18 protein-coding genes and 3 pseudogenes are annotated in these 19,934 nt (G+C 69.2%); 16 read left to right on the top strand and 5 right to left on the bottom strand.

The window, feature by feature from the left end:
* The first annotated feature begins 88 nt into the window (after window positions 1-88).
* Window positions 89-703 carry a TetR/AcrR family transcriptional regulator gene (locus ABZ833_RS04025; RefSeq protein ID WP_361040642.1) on the top strand — a complete coding sequence of 205 codons (615 nt, stop codon included), beginning with the start codon at window positions 89-91 and terminating at the stop codon, window positions 701-703.
* A 92-nt stretch (window positions 704-795) separates the two neighbouring features.
* Here ABZ833_RS04025 and ABZ833_RS04030 read toward each other — a convergent pair.
* Window positions 796-960, bottom strand: a pseudogene (locus ABZ833_RS04030) (pirin family protein); the annotation flags it as partial.
* Window positions 961-1,017: 57 nt separating this feature from the next.
* On the opposite strand from ABZ833_RS04030, the pseudogene ABZ833_RS04035 reads away from it, so the two are divergent.
* The 12 genes and pseudogenes from ABZ833_RS04035 to ABZ833_RS04090 form a co-directional block, all read left to right on the top strand.
* Window positions 1,018-1,449 (top strand): annotated as a pseudogene (locus tag ABZ833_RS04035) (TraG/TraD/VirD4 family protein); the annotation flags it as partial.
* The gene (locus tag ABZ833_RS04040) at window positions 1,446-1,904 is read left to right on the top strand and encodes an XF1762 family protein (protein ID WP_361040644.1); all 459 of its coding nucleotides are present in this window, start codon (window positions 1,446-1,448) and stop codon (window positions 1,902-1,904) included. The pseudogene ABZ833_RS04035 and the gene ABZ833_RS04040, both read left to right, overlap by 4 nt.
* A gap of 92 nt (window positions 1,905-1,996) precedes the next feature.
* Window positions 1,997-2,536 carry a hypothetical protein gene (locus ABZ833_RS04045; RefSeq protein WP_361040646.1) on the top strand — a complete coding sequence of 180 codons (540 nt, stop codon included), beginning with the start codon at window positions 1,997-1,999 and terminating at the stop codon, window positions 2,534-2,536.
* A complete protein-coding gene (locus tag ABZ833_RS04050) occupies window positions 2,533-3,282 on the top strand; it encodes a hypothetical protein (RefSeq protein ID WP_361040648.1) in 750 nt (249 codons plus the stop codon). Before ABZ833_RS04045 ends, ABZ833_RS04050 begins: the two co-directional genes overlap by 4 nt.
* 54 nt (window positions 3,283-3,336) lie before the next feature.
* A complete protein-coding gene (locus tag ABZ833_RS04055) occupies window positions 3,337-4,161 on the top strand; it encodes a hypothetical protein (RefSeq protein WP_361040650.1) in 825 nt (274 codons plus the stop codon).
* Window positions 4,162-4,261: 100 nt separating this feature from the next.
* A complete protein-coding gene (locus tag ABZ833_RS04060; RefSeq protein ID WP_361040653.1) occupies window positions 4,262-4,384 on the top strand; it encodes a hypothetical protein in 123 nt (40 codons plus the stop codon).
* Between the two features lie 125 nt (window positions 4,385-4,509).
* Window positions 4,510-4,833 (top strand): hypothetical protein, encoded by a 324-nt coding sequence (locus ABZ833_RS04065; RefSeq protein WP_361040655.1) that lies wholly within the window; start codon window positions 4,510-4,512, stop codon window positions 4,831-4,833.
* A 36-nt stretch (window positions 4,834-4,869) separates the two neighbouring features.
* Complete coding sequence (gene trpA, locus ABZ833_RS04070) at window positions 4,870-5,667, top strand: tryptophan synthase subunit alpha (protein ID WP_361041355.1); 798 nt, start codon at window positions 4,870-4,872, stop codon at window positions 5,665-5,667.
* 147 nt (window positions 5,668-5,814) lie between these two features.
* Window positions 5,815-6,126 (top strand): hypothetical protein, encoded by a 312-nt coding sequence (locus ABZ833_RS04075; RefSeq protein ID WP_361040657.1) that lies wholly within the window; start codon window positions 5,815-5,817, stop codon window positions 6,124-6,126.
* A gap of 69 nt (window positions 6,127-6,195) precedes the next feature.
* A pseudogene (locus ABZ833_RS04080) lies at window positions 6,196-6,750 on the top strand (hypothetical protein); the annotation flags it as partial.
* A 34-nt stretch (window positions 6,751-6,784) separates the two neighbouring features.
* A complete protein-coding gene (locus ABZ833_RS04085) occupies window positions 6,785-7,828 on the top strand; it encodes a site-specific integrase (protein WP_361040660.1) in 1,044 nt (347 codons plus the stop codon).
* Window positions 7,825-10,032: a tyrosine-type recombinase/integrase gene (locus ABZ833_RS04090; protein WP_361040662.1), complete on the top strand. Its 2,208-nt coding sequence runs from the start codon at window positions 7,825-7,827 to the stop codon at window positions 10,030-10,032. Before ABZ833_RS04085 ends, ABZ833_RS04090 begins: the two co-directional genes overlap by 4 nt.
* On the opposite strand, the gene ABZ833_RS04095 is transcribed toward ABZ833_RS04090, so the two are convergent.
* Window positions 9,998-10,540, bottom strand: a complete 543-nt coding sequence (locus tag ABZ833_RS04095) for a phosphoribosyltransferase family protein (protein ID WP_361040665.1) — start codon at window positions 10,538-10,540, stop codon at window positions 9,998-10,000. The genes ABZ833_RS04090 and ABZ833_RS04095 overlap by 35 nt on opposite strands.
* Window positions 10,541-11,019: 479 nt before the next feature.
* Here ABZ833_RS04095 and ABZ833_RS04100 point away from each other — a divergent pair, with 479 nt between their 5' ends.
* The 3 genes from ABZ833_RS04100 (at window position 11,020) to ABZ833_RS04110 (ending at window position 14,839) form a co-directional block, all read left to right on the top strand.
* On the top strand, window positions 11,020-12,291 hold the full coding sequence (locus ABZ833_RS04100; protein ID WP_361040667.1) for a DNA cytosine methyltransferase: 1,272 nt from the start codon (window positions 11,020-11,022) through the stop codon (window positions 12,289-12,291).
* Complete coding sequence (locus ABZ833_RS04105; RefSeq protein ID WP_361040669.1) at window positions 12,291-13,409, top strand: DnaB-like helicase N-terminal domain-containing protein; 1,119 nt, start codon at window positions 12,291-12,293, stop codon at window positions 13,407-13,409. The genes ABZ833_RS04100 and ABZ833_RS04105 overlap by 1 nt, the downstream gene beginning before the upstream one ends.
* 65 nt (window positions 13,410-13,474) lie before the next feature.
* Window positions 13,475-14,839 (top strand): DUF317 domain-containing protein, encoded by a 1,365-nt coding sequence (locus ABZ833_RS04110; protein WP_361040671.1) that lies wholly within the window; start codon window positions 13,475-13,477, stop codon window positions 14,837-14,839.
* Window positions 14,840-15,018: 179 nt separating this feature from the next.
* Here the strand turns inward: ABZ833_RS04110 and ABZ833_RS04115 are convergent, their stop codons facing one another.
* The 3 genes from ABZ833_RS04115 to ABZ833_RS04125 all read right to left on the bottom strand — a co-directional run bounded on the left by ABZ833_RS04115 (window position 15,019) and on the right by ABZ833_RS04125 (window position 19,888).
* Window positions 15,019-15,915 (bottom strand): DUF5655 domain-containing protein, encoded by an 897-nt coding sequence (locus tag ABZ833_RS04115; RefSeq protein ID WP_361040674.1) that lies wholly within the window; start codon window positions 15,913-15,915, stop codon window positions 15,019-15,021.
* A gap of 408 nt (window positions 15,916-16,323) precedes the next feature.
* Window positions 16,324-18,429, bottom strand: a complete 2,106-nt coding sequence (locus ABZ833_RS04120) for an N-6 DNA methylase (RefSeq protein WP_361040676.1) — start codon at window positions 18,427-18,429, stop codon at window positions 16,324-16,326.
* A gap of 136 nt (window positions 18,430-18,565) precedes the next feature.
* Entirely contained in the window at window positions 18,566-19,888 is a 1,323-nt protein-coding gene (locus ABZ833_RS04125) for a serine/threonine-protein kinase (protein WP_361040677.1), read from the bottom strand.
* Window positions 19,889-19,934 lie beyond the last annotated feature (46 nt).

Raw genomic sequence — 19,934 nt, forward strand, 5'->3', positions numbered from 1 at the left:
ACCTGCGACTGGCGAGAAACAGTACGGCGTACTGTTTTTGTGAGCAAGGGTTTGCGCCGGTGCAATGCCCGCCGAATAGGGTGGGCGCGTGACAGCCAAAAGCTCCTACCCCAAAGGGGTTGCCAAGCGGGAAGAGATCCTCAAGGCCACCCTTGAGATCTTCGGCCGCGAGGGCGAGCGGAATACCACGCTGCGCATGGTCGCCAAGGAGAGTCACATCAGCCTGACCGGGCTGATGCACTACTTCGAGTCCAAGGACCACCTGCTGACCGAGGTCCTGCGCGCCAACGACCGCGCGGCCCAGGCGCGCTTCCACGACCCGGAGGCAGTACGCGATCCGGGCGAGTTCCTGGCCAAGGCCCTGACGGCGAACGCCGCCAACTCCGCCCGCGTACGCCTCTACGTCACCCTTGCCGCGGCCTCGACCGACCCCGCACACCCGGCCCACACGTACTTCAGGGAACGCTTCGCCCTGCTGCGAGCCACGATCGCCGAGCACCTCGCGGCCGAGCAGCGGGCCGGCCGAGCGAGCCCCGGGCTCGACCCGCACTTCACGGCTTCAGCCCTCGTCGCGGCGGCCGACGGCATCCAGCTCCAGTGGCTGAGCGACCCCGACATCGACATGGCGCAACAGGTCCGCCGCGTGTGGCGGATGCTCACCGCGACGTCCGGCTCATCGGACGCCGCCTCATCGCGCGCGTAGCGCCTCAGTATCGGTCGACCACGTTTGCCGCTGAGTTGCTCTGGGAGGAGGGCCGCCCCGGGCAGCAGCCCTCACGACAGCAACCGCACCCCTCAGCGCACCCGCCCCCGCGGCTTCAGCGGCACGGGCGGCAAGTCCGGCGCGGGGATCCGGTCGCCGTCATAGCCCTTCACCTCTCCGAAGCGGGTGCTTTCCATCCAGTCCGCGCGCGCCCGTGCGATCTCCTCGTTCGAGCGCCCGATGAAGTTCCACCACATAGCCGGTGTTTCGCTGCTTTGCGCAGGTCAGAGGCATCTCGGCCCTCAGGCGGTCACCTCCAGAGCTACCGCCAGGGCCAGAAAGTCTGGGGCGACGCGGGCATGGACGCCATGTGGAGTGCCTCGACCGTGAAGGTGATCGGTTCCGGTATCGACGACCCCGACTTCGCCGACAAGCTCAGCCGACTGATCGGTGACCACGACGTGGAGACCACGTCCACCTCGCACTCGGACTCCGGGAAGTCGACCTCCATCAGCATGCGCCAGGAGCGGATCCTGCCCGCCGACGCGATCCGCGCCCTGCCCAAGGGCACCGCGCTCTGCTTCGCCACCGGCATGCGCGCCGCCATGCTCGACCTGCGGCCCTGGTACCAGGAGCCCGGGGCCAACGAGTTGTCAGCGGCGTCCGCCCGCGCCTCGCAGGCGATCACGGCCCGCGCCGTCGCAAAACACGCCCCGACGCAGGCCGACTTCGGGAAGGCCGTGTGAGCGACGTGCGGCTGCGCCTGGTGCCGGTCCGCTCACGCCAGGCGAAGGACTTCGTGCGCGTCTGGCACCGTCACCACCCGCCGCCCGCAGGGCAGATCTTCGCCGTAGGCGCCGCCGACGAGACGGGCACGCTGCGCGCCGTGGCCATCGTCGGCCGGCCGGTCGCCCGCCACCTCGACGACGGTGCCACCCTCGAAGTCACCCGCACCGCCAGCGACGGCACATCCAACGCCAACTCCCTGCTGTACGGCGCATCGTGGCGCGCGGCGAAAGCCCTGGGATACCGGCGTCTGGTCACCTTCACCCAGGAGGGTGAGAGCGGAGGGTCCCTGCGCGGCGCGGGCTGGCACCTGATCGCCCGGCGCCCGCCCCGGGCTGGATGGCACACCCCGTCCCGGCCCCGGGCAGGCCACGGCAACGACCACGTTGCCCGCTTCTTGTGGGAAGCGCCCTGACCGAGCCCGTTCCTGCTGCGCAGCAACGCTCCAACATCGTCACCTTGCCCCGTACGGCCCATACCCCCGGAGTCCCCCTGCACGCCGTTGACTTGACTGAACACACCCGCCTTCTCGGCGAGGTGGCCCCCGCCTTGGAGGAGTTGTCCGCGGAGGCGACACAGATCCGGAAGGGCGAGATCGCCAAACCCGTCCGAGAGATCGCACCCCTCAGCCTGCAGTTGCACGAACTGGCGATGCGGTGCACACGGCAGGTTCACGACCTCTCGGTCAGCCAGTACCCCGCGATGACCAACGGCGCCCAAACCCTGGCGCACCTCGCCGGGGCCTGCGCCCAGATCTCACTCGCCGCCACCCTGTGCAACCTCGCCGTCCATCACCGGACCGAGATCCTGCTGTACGAGGATGCCGACTCGACCCCTTCGACCAGCCGTGATCAACTGCGCCGTGCCGGTGACGAGATGCAGCGGGCGGCCAGGACCTATCGCACTGTGGCACAGCGGTTCTCCCGTCACCTCGCCGCATTCGCGGCGAGGGACGAGGACCGGCAGCTCATCGCTGACGCCCACCAGCGCAGCCCACAGCAGGTGCCTTCCACGTCACCGGTCCCCGCGGCCCGGCGCCGCGTATGACGACACCGCCCGAGGGCCTCCTGTTCGATGTGGCCGTCCCGCCCACGCCGGTGGAACGGCTGCTGCTCCTTGCCGACCAGTACGTGCAGCACAACGACATGCTCGACCGCCTTCTGCGGGTCGGATCGCCGTCCGAGCACGGCGCCCACGTCGCCTCCGCCGGGCAGCTTGCTTCCGCGACTCACTCCGCCATCACAGCGGTCACCGACGAGCGGCTCTTTGAGAGTCACGAACTGTCGGAGGCGGTGGTCCGCCTTAAGCAGCTCGCTTTCCTGAGCAGCGCCTCGGCGGACCACGCACTCCCGATAGCCCGCACGCTCACCGCCCTGGCACCGGCAGCAGCCATGGGCTGCGCCAAAACCGTCGCCCGCGAACTGAGACGCCGCCGCGGCAGTACGACCGACGCTCCGGGCCACCGGCTGACTGACACGCACCACAGCGCCCTGTGGGAGGTCGCCGGCGGGAACGTCGTGGCGACCAGCTCCCAGGGACGGCAGTACGTCCACTACCGCGACGAGCGCGTCCTGATCGGCACGCTGCGGTCGCTGGAGGCCAACGGCCTCGCGGAACGCGTCGCGAAGTCCGCGCCCTCCGCCTACATCGGCGGACCGCTCCAAGACCGCATCCGCCTCACAGCCGTCGGCACCACCGCCCTGGCCGCCGCCATCAGCCGCCCACCCGCCACCAGAGCCCCCAGCACCACACCCTCACCCGCCGTCGCGAAGGCTGCCGCCCGAAGCCGCTGACCCGATTCTCCGGAGCAACACCACCCCATGCCCCCGCTCAACCTGACAGAGCAAGTGGACCAACTGCACACTCTGGCCCATGGCTTCGAGGCCCTGCACGCCCGCGTCCGAGACGTCTCCTACACGCCCGGCACCGACGCGCTGCGTCAGATCCGCCCGCTTCTGCTCAACGCCCAGGACCTGACAGCCACCACCCTCGTCCGCCTGGGCGCGCTCGACTCCAGCACGTACACCGCCGCCGCCGGCAGCCGCGCCAGCCTGGAGTGCCTGGCCTCGGTGGTGGTCGCCTCCTCCCTGGCCGGCACCGACCTGGCCAGCGCGCTGTACGCCAATTCCTACGAAGGTGCGCCCTTCCCCGGCTACCTGGCAGACGACACCCCCGTGCGCATCGCCCGCCATGCCGAGGCCATCGCGAAGATGACCGGCCACCTCGCCGACGCCGCCCACCAGCTCGACCTGAGCGCGACCGGCTGCCACTACGTCGCCACCGGTATCACCCGCGACCTCGCCGCCGCACAAACGGCAGCGGCCACCGCACAGCGGGCGGTCGGCCCCGCATTGACCGGCACCCAGTACGACGCTCTGAGGTCCTTCTCCCTCGGCGGTTGCCGACTGTATGAGAGTTCGCAGCGGGGGCTGGGAGTGACCCGCGTCGCCACCGACGACGGAACCCGCGTCTCCATCGCCACCTTCCGTGCCCTGGCCAAGCGCGGGCTCGTCAACCGGGACACGAACACGTCCCTGTTCCACGGGCAGAAGGTCGCCGTCACCGAAAAAGGACAGCAGGCCCTCGCCAGGCCGCCCCCCGCAGTCACGGCAGCGACCCCCGCCGCGGGGACTGCTCCCAAGCCTTCGGCGGTGCAGGCAGCGCGCCGGTGACGCACTTCGAGTCCCAAGGCGCCACCCGCCGCTCCTCAGCTTCCGCCACCAGCCCGCGGACCGCCGCCGCGCTCGCTGACCACGTCCTCACCGCCATCCCATGGGAGTTACCACGTCCGCCGACACCCCGACACCGCATGATCTCGCCCGCGCCCTCGCCGATCAGATCCGCCCGGTGCCGCTCCCCGTGACGTCACCGTCCGCTTCGGCGTCCGCCGACTAGCGGCGGCCCAGTACGACTACCGCTCCCGCGGTGGACCCGTCACGGTCTACGCCCAGGCCCTGCACGCCGCTCTCTACGGCCTTCCCACGCACGACGAGCCACTGCCCACGGCCCTGGACGCGCTCTTGCAGGCCACGCACACAGTGACCGCCCCGCAGCAGCAGACCGCGGTCCTACAGCAGGTCGCCGAGCAGTTGCGCAACGCCGCCGAGATCCTCCAGCGCTACCAGTACCAGGCCCAATGGGACCGGTTCCCTGACGGTGTCGCCGAACAACTCGCTGCCGCCCACGACCAGGCCCACCAGATCGCCGAGGCCCTCGACCGCGTGGCTCCAGCCTTCAGCAACCGGCCCACCAAGGACACCGTGCCCGGCCTGCGAGCCACTCATGGCCGGAGCTCCGCCACCCCCGTGACCTCCCCTGCTTCATCGGCCGCACGCCGCCGCTGACCTGCGGCGACAGCCCACCGCCGAGAAAGGCACCTCCTGGCCCCCGCCGACTCCCTCCACAGCCTCCTCACCCAACCCCGTTGCGCACTGGGCGTGTTCGTACCTGCCGGGCTCCACCCGGCCCACGCCGAACGCCGTCATCTCAACCAGATCGCCCAGGCAGGCGCCTGCCTGTTCGAGGTCGGCCTCGCCCACCATGACGCCGGCCTCGACGGACCCGTCATCCAGGCCGCCTACCACCGCGCCCTGCGACGCGGGAACGTCCTGGACCCCACTCTCCGCATGGTCGAGCACGCCGCGAGCCTGCGGCCGACCGTCGTCATGACCTACTGGGAGCCCGTCAGCCGGCACGGCCCCGAACACCTGGCCCGCCTGTTCGCCGACGCCGGTGCCGCCGGCGTGATGGTCGTTGACCTGCCCGAGCATCAGGCAGCCCGCTGGCAGGCCGCAGCGAAGGACGCGAACCTTCGCACCCCACGTCTCGTCCCGCGCCACAGCGCTGACACCGACCTCGCCCTGGTGGCCTCCGGAGCGTCGGGATGGCTCTACGCGCCCGCGAGTACGGCTCCCACCGGCTACCGCGGACCGCTCGACATCCCGGCGCTCGCCGACTTCACCGGACGCCTTCGCGCCGCAAGTCCACTGCCCGTGGTCTCTGGCGTGGGGATCTCCACCCCAGCCCTCGCAGCCACCGTCGCACCGCTGGTGGACGCCGTCGTCATCGGCACCCCCATCGTCCGCGCCCTGGCCACCGATCCCAGGCAGGCCCCGGCACTGACTGCCGCGTTCGCCCAGGCCCTGACGCCGAACACCTCCACGGAGCCCCGTGCCTGACCGCTTCACCCCGGCCCAGACCCTCGACCGGATCACCGCTGACGCCCTCAACCTGCAGCGGGCCCGCGCACCCCCGCTCCCGACGACACAACCACGCTGGCCGCGCGGATCACCGACGCTCAAGATCTCGGCGCCAGCGCATTGCGGTTGTTCCTCGACCTCGCCGGGCACACGCCGCAGCCCTCGTTCGCGGAGCTGCTGCTCCTCGAACGAGTCGCGCAGATCGTCAAAGTCGCCCAGGACACGGGCGCGGAGCTGGCCGCGGCCGTTGCCCGCGCCGTGGAGAACCAGCGCCGCCGAGCCGACGCCGCGCCAGGACGAGCCGTCCTCATCGGCCCGTCACCACAGCAGTTCATCGAGTCGGCCACCGACCTCCTCGACCGCATCCCCGCCCTCCATCACGCCATACACCGCGACCGGCTGCTCACGCCCAACCCGGCGACACACCAGCCGCAATGAGGGCGCCACCCCCATTCCCTACCACCAGGACAGGCCATTTCAGATCAACCGCAATTCCGCGCCCTCTCACTGGGCGCGGGAGTCCAGTCCAGCACCCTCCTCGCCCTGTCAGCAGAGGGAATTCTCCCCAGAGTCGACTACGCGATCTTCGCCGACACAGGCTGGGAACCCGAAGCGGTTTACACCCACCTCGACCGCATGGAAAAGGAGATAGCCAGGCCCGCCGGAATTCCAGTACTGCGCGTATCGTCCGGAAACATTCGCAGTGACGCCCTGAACCCGGATCACCGGTTCGCATCCATGCCCCTCCACATCCTCAACACGGACGGGCGACCTGGGATGACTCGAAGGCAGTGCACCGGCGAATACAAGGTCAAACCGATCAAGCAGAAGGTTCGCGAACTGCTCGGGCACCCCTACCCGTCACGCATCCCCAAGGGCGTGTTCGTCGAGCAGTGGGTGGGAATCTCCACGGATGAGTTCCACCGGGCCAAGGACGCCGACGTCAAGTACATGCGCAACAGGCACCCTCTCCTGGACCTGAATTGGAGCAGGACTGACTGCGTGCGCTACCTGACCTCACTCGGGCTCGCCGATACACCTAAATCGAGTTGCCTCGGATGCCTTATGTGGAATCGGGCGGGTCTAGCCTGTGGCCATGGCCCCCATCCCATGGGGCAAGTTCCCCACTGTCGCAGAGCATCAACAGGCTCACCGGTGGCTGCAGTTCACAGCAAACATCGGTCGAGCACCCAACACGATCGACGCGTACGGGCGGGCGGTCGAGGACCACTTGCGGTTCTGCGCCGCGGAAGGCACGGACCCGTTACTGGCCCGCGCGGACACCATCGCAGCCTGGATCAGGGACATGCTGGACCGGCCGCTTCGCCGTCATGCGAAGGACCCACGACGGGCCGATACGGGACTGGCGAACGCGACAATCCAGCAACGACTGGTAGCCGTCCGATCCTTCTACGAGTACCTGGTGGAAGACGGGCTGCGTGAACAGAACCCGGTCCGACGAGGCCAGGCAAGCCGCGGCGGACGCAGACCTCGTCAGGGCCTCGTACGACGTGTCGAACAGGCTCCATGGATTCCCAACGAGGACATCTGGCAACGGATTCTGACCGCCTCGGCCATGGAGCCACTGCGCAACCGGCTGATGCTAACACTCGCCTACGACGGTGCACTGCGCCGCGAAGAACTCGTCCAACTCGACGTCGAGGACTTCGAACCCGCGTACCGACTGATCCACCTGCGGGCGGAGACCACTAAGTCCCAGCGAGCCCGGGAGGTGGCCTTCGGCACTACTTCGTCCCAGCTGTTCGTGGCCTACATCATCGAGCGCCGCACGATGTTCGGCCGGATCGACGGACCGCTGTTCCGCTCCGTCTCGAACCGCAACTACGGTGCCCCGCTGGGACCTTCCATCTGGTCGAAGACCGTCGAGCGCATCGCCCGCAACGCCGGAGCTGCCCGACTGTCCACCCACACCTTGCGGCATCTGCGGCTGACCGACTTGGCCCGCGCCGACTGGACCATCGACCAGATTGCCCAGTACGCCGGCCACCGCGATCTCGCCACCACCATGCGCTACATCCACCTGTCCGGCCGCGAGCTGGCCGCCCGCTTCCACCGCACGAACACCATCATCCAGGCCGACCGTGAGCGACTGCTCGCCGCACTGCTGGAGGAGCGATGAACACGACCGATCCCAACCATTCTCCTGGCGACGCGATGTCACGCGAGGCTCTGCTGGAACTGATGCGACCGGTCGACGAAGCCGTCCGGGCCTGGTCACCCAAGACCGCCCGCGCAGCACGCAACCGCATCCTTGCCGAGGTACGCGTCCGCGGCCTCTCCTACCGGTTGTGGGACGAGGCCACCTGGGCGGAGATATCCCGCACGGCCGGGCCCGCCCGTCTGCACATCGCGGCTCTCGGCCACCTCCTCGGCAGGCATCACCGCCTGCACCACACGGCCGGGATCAACCAGCTCCGCAGGCTCGCCGACCTGGTCTTCGGCCCCGGCGCCACCCAGCCCGCACTGGGCGAGATCGAACAGGTCCTGAGTTCCTGGCAGACCTCCCCGCACCTGCTGGAGTGGCAGGTCGGCAACGCGGTTCTCGACGCCCTCCTCAGCGCGGGCAGCCCCCGCCTGGAAGACGTTACCGACAACCTCGTACGTCAACTCGTCAGCTCCTACAAGGCGGCTGGTCTGTCCAGCCGGCGCCGCGGTCTAATCAAAATCTCCCGAGTGCTCGCGGACAAGGGCATCATCCCGGCTCCGCTGCACATCAATGAGGACAAGGCCGGGCCCCGCTCCGGCATGCTCTCCACCGTTCCACCCGAGTGGGCCGAGTGGGCCCTGCGCTGGCGGAAGTTCTCCACCCACGAGCCCGGCACCATCCGCTCGATGTTCTCCGTCATCCTCATCGCTGGACGCTGGGCCGCGGAGAAGCACCCAGACGTCATCTCACCAGACCAGTGGACAAGGGACATGGCGGCCGAGTACATCGCCGACACCATGCAAGCCACCGTTGGCCAGTGGGCCGGACACAACCGCAACCGCAGCCGCTTTGGCCAGCCCATCTCCGCAGGCGGACGGGCAGCGCGAATTGACAGCATCCGCGGCTTCTTCTGCGACCTCATCGAATGGGAGTGGATCAAGCCCCGCTTCGACCCGCGTCGCGTGATGAGCATGCCTCTGTCTCTACGCGCCCAGATGGGACCGAATCCCAGGATCATCGATGACGCGTCCTGGGCCAAGCTCATGGCCGCCGGTCTGACCCTGAACGCCGAGGACCTCAAGCGCTACGGCTCCGGCCGGGCCCGCAAGGCCGGCTGGAAGGCCACCTACTACCCGATCGAGATGGTCCGGGCCATGGTCGGCGTCTGGCTGTTCGGTGGCTGCCGCATCGACGAGATCCGCCGTCTCGAACTGGACTGCGTCACCTGGGACAAGAGCACCGACGACACCAGCGGCGAGCCCTTCACCATCTGTCTGCTCCACATCCCGCAAAACAAGACGTCCCGGCCATTCAACAAGCCGGTCGACCCCGTCGTCGGCCAACTCATCGACGCCTGGAAGCTCGTCCGGCCGCCCCAGCCCGACCTGGTCGACCGCAAGACCGGCCAGAAAGGGCAGTACTTGTTCTGCCACCGCGGCCAGCTCGTCGGCAAGGACTACCTGAACCACAACATCCTTCCGGCCCTCTGCCGCAAGTCCGGCGTCCCACAGACCGACTCCCGTGGCGCGCTGACCAGCCACCGGGCTCGCGCCACCATCGCCACCCAACTCCTCAATGCGCGTGAGCCGTTAACCCTCAACGACCTGCAGCAATGGCTCGGCCACAAGCACCCCGCCAGCACCCGCTACTACGCAGCGATCCTGCAGCGCACCCTCACCGCCGCCTACAAGAAGGCCGACTACTTCGCCCGCAACGTCCGCACCATCCAGGTCCTCATCGACCGCGAATCCATCCTCACCGGAGCCGCCGCCGACGGCGAACAGCCCTGGAAGTACTACGACCTGGGCGAGGGCTACTGCAGCTACGACTTCTTCGCCAAGTGCCCACACCGGCTGGCCTGCGCACGCTGCCCGTTCTACATCCCAAAGCAATCCAGCCGCGGTCAACTGCTGGCCGTCAAGGACGGCATCGACCAAATGCTCGAGCAGCTCAACCTCACTGAGGACGAACGCGAAGCCCTCGAAGGCGACCGCGAGGCAATCGCCGCACTCGCCGAGAAGCTCGCGGACATCCCCACACCCGCCGGCCCCACGCCGAGAGAACTCGGCACCGCAGAGGGCTTTGTGCCCCTCACCCACCTGACCCAGACGCTGCCCACGGAAGGAGGTCGCAGAAATACACCTACTGATCAGCCCGATACGCCGGAAGCTCCGTAAAGGACAACAGCGACCGCACCAGGCCCAGCTCTTCCCGCCGCTCCTCACCGAGCTGGTCCACGACAACGCTGCAGCCCACCCAGTCGCTCCCACACTCCGCCACCATCAACTTCACAGAGGCTGCCTGGCTCCCCGTCTCGATCCAGTCGTCGACCAAGAGCACCAGGTCACCGGGCCCCAGCGAGGACCGCTGAAGCCGGAGGCGGTGCTGCTGGCGGCGATAGTCCGGCGCTGCCTGACGCTCGACTTTCTCCCCCGGAAACAGCCCGTCGCCCTTCCGGACTGGGACGAACCCGACTCCAAGCTCGATGGCTGCCGCACCACCCAGGAGGAAACCCCGCGACTCGACGCCACACACCGCCGTGACCTGGGCATCCCTGAACGGCTCCACAAGCGCGCTGACGACAGTACGCAGCGCCTTCGCATCTCGGAAGATCGCCCACACGTCGGCATGGCCGTCGATCCAAGCGAAGTGCTCCAGGGCGAGGTCCCGCGCGGTGCTGGTCATGGGCCGCAGTCTGCTGATCACACGGCCCGAGATCAACCGAGTAAACGCTGCCCGACATCGCAGGCCCGTGCGTGCTCGAACCGCACGGCCACGGATCCCATAACCAGAAGGAAGGTCACGTCTCTGTCTCGATTCTCAATAACTTGCCCATTCCACGGAAACGCGCAGTGGCGCCATATCAGGGACACCTCTGCGTCCGAGTGGGCGGACGTCGTCGAATTTGACGCAGCCATCCGGCAGGGCAATGCCCGCGCCAACGCATCGGGCAGCCGACTGCTCGGCGAGGCATTCCTGCACCGCTCCCGCGTCCCGCTGAGCCAGGCCCCGATCGACCATGTCACTGCCGCCGAACGGGCCGCTCTGCGCATCGGCTCGGACGAGGCCGACGTCCTGGAGAACGGCGTCGAGGACGGCTGCTCGCCCTGGGCGTGCCGCGGTGACGCCGACGCAGCGACGCGGGACGACTTCGGGCTGGCCGCGTGATCCTCGACCTCTTCGCGGGGCCGGGCGGCTGGAGCAGGGCCCTTCATGTCCTCGGCGTGCGCGACGTCGGCCTGGAATGGGACCCGTGGGCCTGCGAAACCCGCTCATCTGCTGGGCAGTTGACCATCCGCACCGACGTGGCGATGTATCCGACGTGGCCCTTCCTCGGCTGCACCCGCGGCGTGATCGCATCCCCTCCGTGCCAGGCGTGGAGCATGGCCGGCAAACGCCTGGGCCTGCTCGACCAGCCGCTGGTGCACGCGGCGGTCGAGGATCTGGCCGCCGGTCGCGACACCCGCGAGCGCCTCCTGGTCGCCTGCCGCGACGAGCGCTCCCTGCTCGCAGCCGAACCCATGCGCTACCTGTACGCCCTGAACACCGTCGGCGAGCCCGACTGGGTCGCCATGGAGGAAGTGCCGGACGTCCTGCCGCTGTGGAAGCAGTACGCGGCCATCCTGCGCGGATGGGGGTTCTCCGTCTGGTACGGGATCCTCAACGCCGCCGACTTCGGCGTTCCGCAGACCAGGAGGCGGGCCATCCTCCTCGCCTCCCGCGTCCGCACGGCGCAGCCGCCTGCTCCGACGCACGCTCAAGTCGGCGAACCAGAATCGCTGTTCGGCCCGGGCCGCACCCGCTGGGTGAGCATGGCCCAGGCCCTGGGGTGGGGCGCCACCGACCGGCCCGTACCCACCGTCTGCGCCGGCGGCGGACCCGGCGGCGGCCCCGAACCCTTCCCTTCCGGCTCCCGCAAGGCGCTGTCCGACGCCCGGGAGCGCGGCACCTGGACCCCCCGGGCGGACGGTGCGGTCCCGCAGTCGCACCGCGAACGCGTCGGATGGGCGGCACGGCACGGAACCCGCGAGAACCGGGCCGCCAACGCTCCGGCGGCTACGTTCAACGCCGAGGCAGACCGCTGGTCCTGGTCCCTGCGCAGCAACAACCAGGCCAACGCCACCATCCGTTCCATCCAGGAACCGGCGGGCACCCTCTTCTTCGGGCACCGTGCGAACGAGTGCACCTGGGTCGCCGAACCCGCCACCGCTCCGGCACAGGATGCGGACGCCCCCGCTGCGCCAGAGCCGATCCGGATCACCGCTCGCGAAGCCGGCCTCCTGCAGACGTTCCCCGCCGACTACCCCTGGGCCGGCAACAAGGGCCAGCAGTTCTCCCAAATCGGCAACGCCGTACCCCCATTGCTGGCAGGCCACCTCCTTGCCCCACACCTCGGCGTCACCCTCGACCCGAACGACTTCACCCTCGCCGCCTGATGCCCACCATCCCCGGACCCGACGAAGACGACCTCGACGCCATCGCGCCGCCACAGCCGGTGTTCCACGTCGAGCAGGCCCTCCTCGGCGCCCTCCTCCTCGAACCGCACCGCCTCGGCGACGTGACGGGCATCGCCGCCGACTCCTTCTCCACCGCAACGCACGCCGCCCTCTACGACGCGATCAGCACCCTGCCGCCGCCCGACCCCGCCGAGCACGCCCAGAACACCAAGTGGCTCGACCAAGTGCTCACCAAGGGAAGCGAGCAAACGCGCGGACTGACCGCCTCCTATCTGCACACCCTGATCCAGGTCTGCCCCTGGCCACGGCACGCACCCGCCTACGCACGCATGGTCGAGGCCGAACACGCCCGCCGCCGCTTGGAAACGGCCGCCCAACACCTCGTCCAGACGATCCACGACGCCTCCCTCCCGCACCCCGTCCAGATGGTGCTCGCGGAAGCCGACGCACTCGGCGCCGTCGTGGACGACATCGCCAGCCGCTTCCCGCCGCGTGCCGGAGTCCTGCCCCGCACCACGGCACCGCCACCGCCCATCGCGCCCGACCGCAGGGAGGCGGTCGAGGAGGAGCAGCTACTGCTCGCCGCCGCCACCGCTCACCCGGCCGACATCGGCTCCGTCCGGTGGCTGCTCCCCGACGACCTCACGCTGCCGCTGCACGCCGGCCTGTGGCAGTGCCTGACGGCCCTGGCCCGCCGCAACGAGCCCGTCGACCCCGTCACGGTGCTGTGGGAAGCACAGCAGCGCGGCCTGCTGGATGACGGAAGTGAACCGGGCGAGGTCCTGCGCATGCTGGCCGAGCCCGCCGGCTCCGTCGAGTACTGGGGGGAGCGAGCCCTGCAGCGCTCTCTGCTGGCCATCGCCGAGCACACCGGCCGACGCATCGAGGCGTACGCCAGCGACCCGGCGAATACCCCGTTCCAGCTCGTGGTCGGCGCCCGCCGTGCCCTCGCCGACATCGCCGCCGTCCGCACTCGCTGGCAGCACGCCACCGGAGTCGCCCCGCCGCAGCGGCGCCGGCCCGCACCCACCACCCGCGCCGGGCCGCCGACCACCATGGCCGCGCACGCCACCCGACCCACACGAGCAGCCCGCTAACCCCCGAGTACGCCGGTGGCCGGACCCGAAGGCCCGGCCACCGGCAGAACAGATGAGACCCCCACGTGACTCCCACCATCGACGCCCACGTTCGCCTCGACACCCACCCCACACACCCGAGCGCCGTACAGGCGGTCCTGACCGGCACCCAGGCCCGCGTCGCCCTCATGGCTCTGGAGGCCGCCGACTGGAGCGTCGCCGCCACCAACGTCCTGGTCCTGGCCCGCATCGATCATGAGGAGCCCTACTGGGCTGACGACGCCGCCAAGCACCTGACGGCCGAAGGCATCACCGTCGAGATCACCCCTCGACTCCAGGAAGCCATCGACGAGGAATGGACCTGGCCGAACTACCCGATGCCCTGGTGCACCCGCAGCGAAATCCGTGAGATCTCCGACCAGGCGCAGAAGATCCACGACGCCATCCGTCACGGCCACCTCCTGATCCACGCCCACGCCCGCGACGGCCACACCACCGTCGCGGTCGGCACTTACCTCCACCGGGGCGACAAGTCCGTCTACCTGCACGGCGAGAACCACCTGCGTCAGGTTGCCGACACCTTCGACTCGCCTGCGGAGGCGCTGGTGGCCTTCGAGAAGGTCCACGCGGCCGAGATGCGCCCCGGCCCGCCGCCCCTGACCGACACCGAACGCGCCGCCATCGCAGCACGTTCCGTCTTCGACATCACCACGGACAAGTCCGAACGTTCCCGCCCGGAGCCGGAAACCGTTCCCGTCCACCTGGCCGATACCGGCGACCACGACGCGCTCCTCGACAGCTTCCTCGACACACACAGGGAGTTCGAACGGTGGCGGACCTGGTCGGATGACACGACCCACGCCATTCACGAATCACAGACCCTGCGCATCGAACGCGTCCACGAAACCCAGGCCCGCGAGACCGCCTGGACCGTGGCTGCCTACGAGACGCCCGTCTCCGACCGCATCTGGCACCTCACCGCGACCAGCGACACCCCCGCCCCCGTGCTGCAGACTCTCCTGATCCACCTCGGCGACGGCGATGGCTGGGACACGTCCGTCGACGGCCCGGTGGACGAGAAGGTGGTCACCGCAGCCACTCAGCCGCTCACGGAGGCTGGGTGGAAGCACACCTTGACCGGGCACGGGATCCGCTGGACGTCCCCCGATGGGGAAGCAGGCGTGCAGTTCGCCCCACTGACCGCTCAGCACGCCCAGAACTCGGCCACCTGGACCATCTGGGGCGGCACCGGTCCGGACCGGCCCACCTGGGCCATCACCGCGTCCCCGCACGCCCCGAGTTCGCTGCTGGCGGGTCTCGCAGAAACCCTGGCCCTGGAGACCGGCACACGCGAGGTCCAGCCGGGCCGCGAACACGAAGCCCGCCTCACCGCCAGTGCGCCGGCAGTTCCGACGGCCGCCGTCGGCCGTCCCGCCAGCCGATCACGCTGATCGCCAGCCCGCAACCAGCTGCGCTGCATAGCGCGGGATCGCCGGTTGGCCAAACCGGCGATCCCGCGGACCATAGATAGTCCACCGCCACCCCCTGCCCGGACGTCGAACGGAACCGCCCACGACCGCATACACGGCTCGAAGCGCAGCCCACCCGGGTGCCGTGCAGCGGTAGCCGTTCACGCCGCCGCGTAGCTCGCCCGGAACAGATCCTGCGCCCGCTCCACGTCCCTCGGCGCACGGAGCTGGACCTCCAGGTCGCCCGTCCCGTGGTGACCGAGGCCGGACACGTCCCGGGTGAAGCCCGGAACGAGGGCGACGTCCTTCGGGTTGACCTTCAGGTAAACCAGCAGCTTGCTCCGCTGCGGCGGGCACAGGCAGGCGAAGTTCCGCAACCGCTGATACGCCCGGTACTGCTTGCGCTCCACGCGGTTCACGCCGTCCCCGAGCCCGAGCAGGACCTCGTCGACCGCGCCCGCCAACTCCGCCATCGCCGCGCCCTGGACGTCGGCCGCCGCCTGGGCAACAGACTGGCGCCGCGCCCGGCGGGCCACCTGCATGCCGCCGCTCACGGAGGCCACGGTCTCAAGCCCGAGCAGGTCGCTGCCGAAGAGTCGGTAGCGGACCAGGTCAATCGAGCGCCGGTGCTCACGCACGGCGTGCACGTCGTAGCGAGTGAAGTCGCCGGCGATGCAGATGAGGCGCGGGCCGCTCCACAGGACCTGGTCCGCGGCCGTCACCCCGAGCCGGTCGCGGACCAGGTACTCGAACTCGGCCCGGTGGTCCATCAGCCAGGCCAGGTAGAACAGGCCCTGATTGATCACGCCGGCATCCGTGCCGCGCTTGTACTCAACGATGACCGGCGAGCCGTTCTCGTCCAGCCCGAGCGAGTCGATCCGGCCCCCGTGCACCGGCCCGGTGCTGTACTCGCTCGCCAGGAATCGCACCCCCAGCAGCGTCTCCATGTGCGTCTCGACGAGACCCTGCACATCGGCTTCGATCTCAGCAAGACGCGGCATGACCTCCGTCATGCCGCTATTCGTCGTGTCCGTACGGAACAGCTTCAGGCCCGACACCTTCCCCTCCTCGGCTCGGAGATCATCAACGCCGATGAGGTGCGGAATTGTTTCCGCGAGAATCTTCAGAGGCGTGAAGGAAATGTGCGACCCTGCGTACGGCCCGGCCGGAGAGCGCTCGCGTCCCCCGACCACCGGGAGCCCACGATTCCCCCATGTGTCCCCCAGAACCCTTGACGCTCAATCAGATAGTGGAGATGTGACTGCGGAGACTCGTGCGAGACGCGGTAGGCGTATCGGACTTCGGCCCGATGCTCGGCGGACGGCACCACGACCGTCGGCACCGCGAAAGGCCCTCTGTCGCGTACGGACTGGCCATTGTCCCGACACACTCGGAATCTGCGTGAGTTGTCCGGTGAGGCGAGGAACGGCTTCCCGGATCCGTTCTGCACGGCTTCTGCGTCCGATTCATTTGTCCGTCGGGTCGAGCGCCCCGTCAACCAGGGCGCTGATCAGGGCCCGAACGGCTTCGTGTCCTGCCTCGGCAAGCCGGGACAGCGCCGCATCCCACTCGGTAAGGTGACGCAGGGTTTCGCTCCGGCGCCGTTGCTCCTCGATGGCCAGCACGGGCAGGCGCAGCCGTTTCACATCGATGCGCAGGGCTCCGCTTGTTCCGGTGGACGTTCGGGCTGCCTTAGTGGCGTTCTCGGGGCGTGTGAGGGCACCGGCCGCGAACCACGGGTCGAGGTAGTCCAGATCAACGCGCACGGCGTGCACGCCCGGCCCGAGACGGGCTCCGATCTGTTCATCCGTCGCGACCCCGGCAACCAAGGTCTGGGCGATGGCCGGGATGAGGATGTCGTGGGCCTGCACCCGGACCTCCGGGTCGTCGTCGGGGCTGACGGGAACTGAACCGCTGGCGGGTCGGCTGGCGATGACGTCCTGGCTCGTCAGCGCTGGTTCGTGCCGATCAGAGTCGGGAGCATCGCGGTGTGCGGCGCGGGCCGCGTAGCGGTGCAGGCTCAGCGCCCCGGTCCGGGAGAGTTCGCCCAGCGTCGCAGTGGGAACGCCAGACGCCGTAGGCGCCTGGGCGGCGACAAATTCTGGCAACGTATCCCGCAGGCAAGCGAGTTGAGCCTTCACAGCCGCTGGCATCTTGAGCAGGTCGTCGGGCGGGCACGGAATGGAGTCCGGGTTCGGCACGCGATGCCGGGGGGTGAAGTCAACGTCCTCGTCGAGCAGTTCGGCCAGCGGCACATCCCGGGCGAAGTCTGCCTCCGTGGCGGAAGGTCCGTGTCCCTTACGGTAGCGGTCCCACAACGGAGCGATGCGGCGGCGCAGCGCCTCGAGACGGTCCTTCGGGCGCACGTTCGCATCCAGGGGCACGTCGTCGCCGTTGACGAACAGCACGCCTCTAGGTGGGGCGCTGTCCTCGTCAGGACGTTGGAGAAGCCATACATGCACGCCGTTGCCGCTGCCGACGGTCGCCGTCGAGGGGAGCCCGACGACTGCCTGCAGGGCGCCGCGCCGGACCAATTCACTGCGGGTGCGGCGTCCCGCGGGACGCGCAGCCACTGCGGGCGGCAGGAGCAAGGCGGCCCTCCCACCAGGCTTCAGCTGAGCCAACACGTGTTGCACCCAAGCAAGTTCGGGTTCGGTACGCGGGGGCTGGCCGCCGTAGGCCCACCGGGGATCGAAGGCGAGGCGGTCGTGGCCCCAGTCACGGGGGCTGTGGGGAAAACTGCCGACGACGGCATCGACGTGGTCGACGGGGAAGGCGCCCTCAAGGAGCGGCTCGCCGACGCGCAGGCACAGATCTTCGCCGGTGCCCGACGCGGCCTTGGTCTGCTGCCGCAAGACCAGTAGGCGCAGCAGCGCGATGCGCACGCGTTCGGGACGGGCGTCCAGCCCCAGAAGCTGTGGCGTGCCGCCTGATGCGTTCGACCTGTCCAGGGCGGTGCGCAGGAATGTGCCGGTGCCGCAGGCGACGTCGAGGACGGAGGCGGCGGGGCCGATGAGATCCAGCATCAAACTGGCGACGGGCACGGGCGTATCGGTGAGGCCGGCCGCGCCCCGGGCCGTCACGTACTGCGCGTGAAGGTGCTCCAGAATGCCGACACAGTCCTCTTGGCCGCTCAACGAGCACGAGACCTCGAGGATCTCGCGGTGTGTTGGTGACCAGGTGACCGGGAGGTCCGTCAAGAGCACTTCGGCGTGGCGGGGTGAGGTCAGCAGGCGCACGGCGTCGTCGAGTTGGCGAGGGGTGGGCACTTCGGCAGGCTCCGTCAGGAGTGTCAGGCCGACCAGGACGAGGGCCTCCGCGGACTGTCCGGCCGTCCCGAGCGCTTCCATACGCTGCTGAAGTCGGTCGAGCGGGCCGACGGTGCGGAGCTTGCCCTGCTGGTCGAGCCATACCTCGACCTCGTCTAGGTCGAAGGCGGGGCTCGCGGCTGTGCCGGCGATCGGCCGGGGGAAATCCTGGTGGCGTCGGCGCCAGTTACTCACTGCGGCCCGGCCGACACCTGCGATCCTGGCGATGCCCGTGGCCGTCACGGTGGTCGGTTCTTCTGTCACGCCATGCTCCCTGCGTCCTACCCTGTTTATGCAGACAGAGCGTGAAGCGTACCTTCGTTCTACCGTGCGTGTATGTTCTTCACGCGTCGATGACGGCGCCGCGCTCGTAGCCGCGTGCAGTGCATCGAGGCACGGATCAGTCGCACGTTCCGTCCTCCTCGCATCCCTCGATGCCTTCGTCGATCTCTCGCACTTCTGGACTCTCCTCTCCGAATGCGAGGACGGCGTCGGGGCGCACGTCGACGTAGGCGGCGTGCGCCTGCGTCGACAGCCCCTGTTCGCACAGCAGTCCGGCGTGGTCGATGCCCAAGCGGACCACGCCCTTCTCGATGCGACCGAAGTGGCCGACGGCCGACGCCAGGCACTCCTCGATGCGCTGGACGGCGCCTCGCAGATCGCCATTGGCCGCCTGTGCAGCAGCATCGGCGCGAACTTGGGCCAGGTCGTCCCGCCTCAGGTCGGTTCGCCGCGTCCGGCTGCGGGCCAAGGCATCCATCCGGGTACCAGGAGAGCGCCGCGCAGGCGGCGTTGCCGGTTGCGGCGGGGGCGGCGGTGAGCACGGGGCACGCCAGAGCAGGGCCGGATCGAAGCGGCCGAGCCGGGGGCCAACCGTTCCCCTGAGATCGTCCAGGTGCGGGTGGCAAGCCTCGTACAGGGCTCGCGCGTCGGGGAAGCGCAGTTCCGGGTCCTTGCGCAGCAGTCGATCGGTGATGTGGGCCAGCCATGGTGGGGTTTCCGGGCGCACGTCCCGGGTCTTGCGGGGCGCCTGATCAATGTGGGCGCGCGCCATCGCGTGAGCGGTTGGCGCATTGAAGAGGATTTCTCCCGTGACGAGTTCGAATACGAGGCAGCCCGTGGAGTAGAGGTCACTGCGGGGCTCGGCGAGACCGTCGGCGGCCTGCTCAGGGGCCATGTACGCCGCGGTGCCCGGCACCTGGCCGGTGGCCGTCAGTCGCGTCGCGTGGGGGTCGGAGACGGCGACGATGCCGAGGTCCACCACCTTGACGACGCCGCCTGCCGCGACCATGACGTTGGTCGGCTTGAGGTCGCGGTGGACGAACTCGGCGTCATGCAAACAGGCCAGGGCGGTGGCGAGTTGAGCCAGGATCGCCGTGACCGTGGAGAAGGACAAGGGGTGGTGGTTGGCCCCCAGTTCCGCCAGGGTGGGCCCCTCGATGTACTCCATGACGAGATAGGGCTCGTCGGCGTGGTATCCGAAGTCGTACACCTGGGGGAAGTGCCGGCAGCGGCTGAGCCCGGTGGTCGCCTTGGCCTCACGCTCCAGGCGATCCGCGTAACGCCCCTCCTCCCGTTCGACGTTGCGCGCGTGGAGCTGCTTGACGGCGACCTGCCGGTCAAGGCTCAGGTCATACGCCAGGCTTACCTCGCCCATCGCGCCGCCACCAAGCCGACGCACGAGGCGGTACCGCCTGGCGATGATTTCGCTCTGTGAACCCACCTGAGGTCCGTTCTCTGCAATGAATTTGACGAATCATCCGTGCGTG

The organism is Streptomyces sp. NPDC047525 (assembly GCF_040643025.1).
In the GTDB taxonomy this organism is placed as follows: Bacteria; Actinomycetota; Actinomycetes; order Streptomycetales; family Streptomycetaceae; genus Streptomyces; species Streptomyces durmitorensis.

Excerpts from the sequence above, each read along its gene's own strand:
- ABZ833_RS04050 (WP_361040648.1), top strand. The coding sequence starts at position 2,533 with ATGACGACACCGCCCGAGGGCCTCCTGTTCGATGTGGCCGTCCCGCCC.
- ABZ833_RS04060 (WP_361040653.1), top strand. The coding sequence starts at position 4,262 with ATGGGAGTTACCACGTCCGCCGACACCCCGACACCGCATGATCTCGCC.
- ABZ833_RS04085 (WP_361040660.1), top strand. The coding sequence starts at position 6,785 with ATGGCCCCCATCCCATGGGGCAAGTTCCCCACTGTCGCAGAGCATCAA.
- ABZ833_RS04090 (WP_361040662.1), top strand. The coding sequence starts at position 7,825 with ATGAACACGACCGATCCCAACCATTCTCCTGGCGACGCGATGTCACGC.
- ABZ833_RS04095 (WP_361040665.1), bottom strand. The coding sequence starts at position 10,540 with ATGACCAGCACCGCGCGGGACCTCGCCCTGGAGCACTTCGCTTGGATC.
- ABZ833_RS04105 (WP_361040669.1), top strand. The coding sequence starts at position 12,291 with ATGCCCACCATCCCCGGACCCGACGAAGACGACCTCGACGCCATCGCG.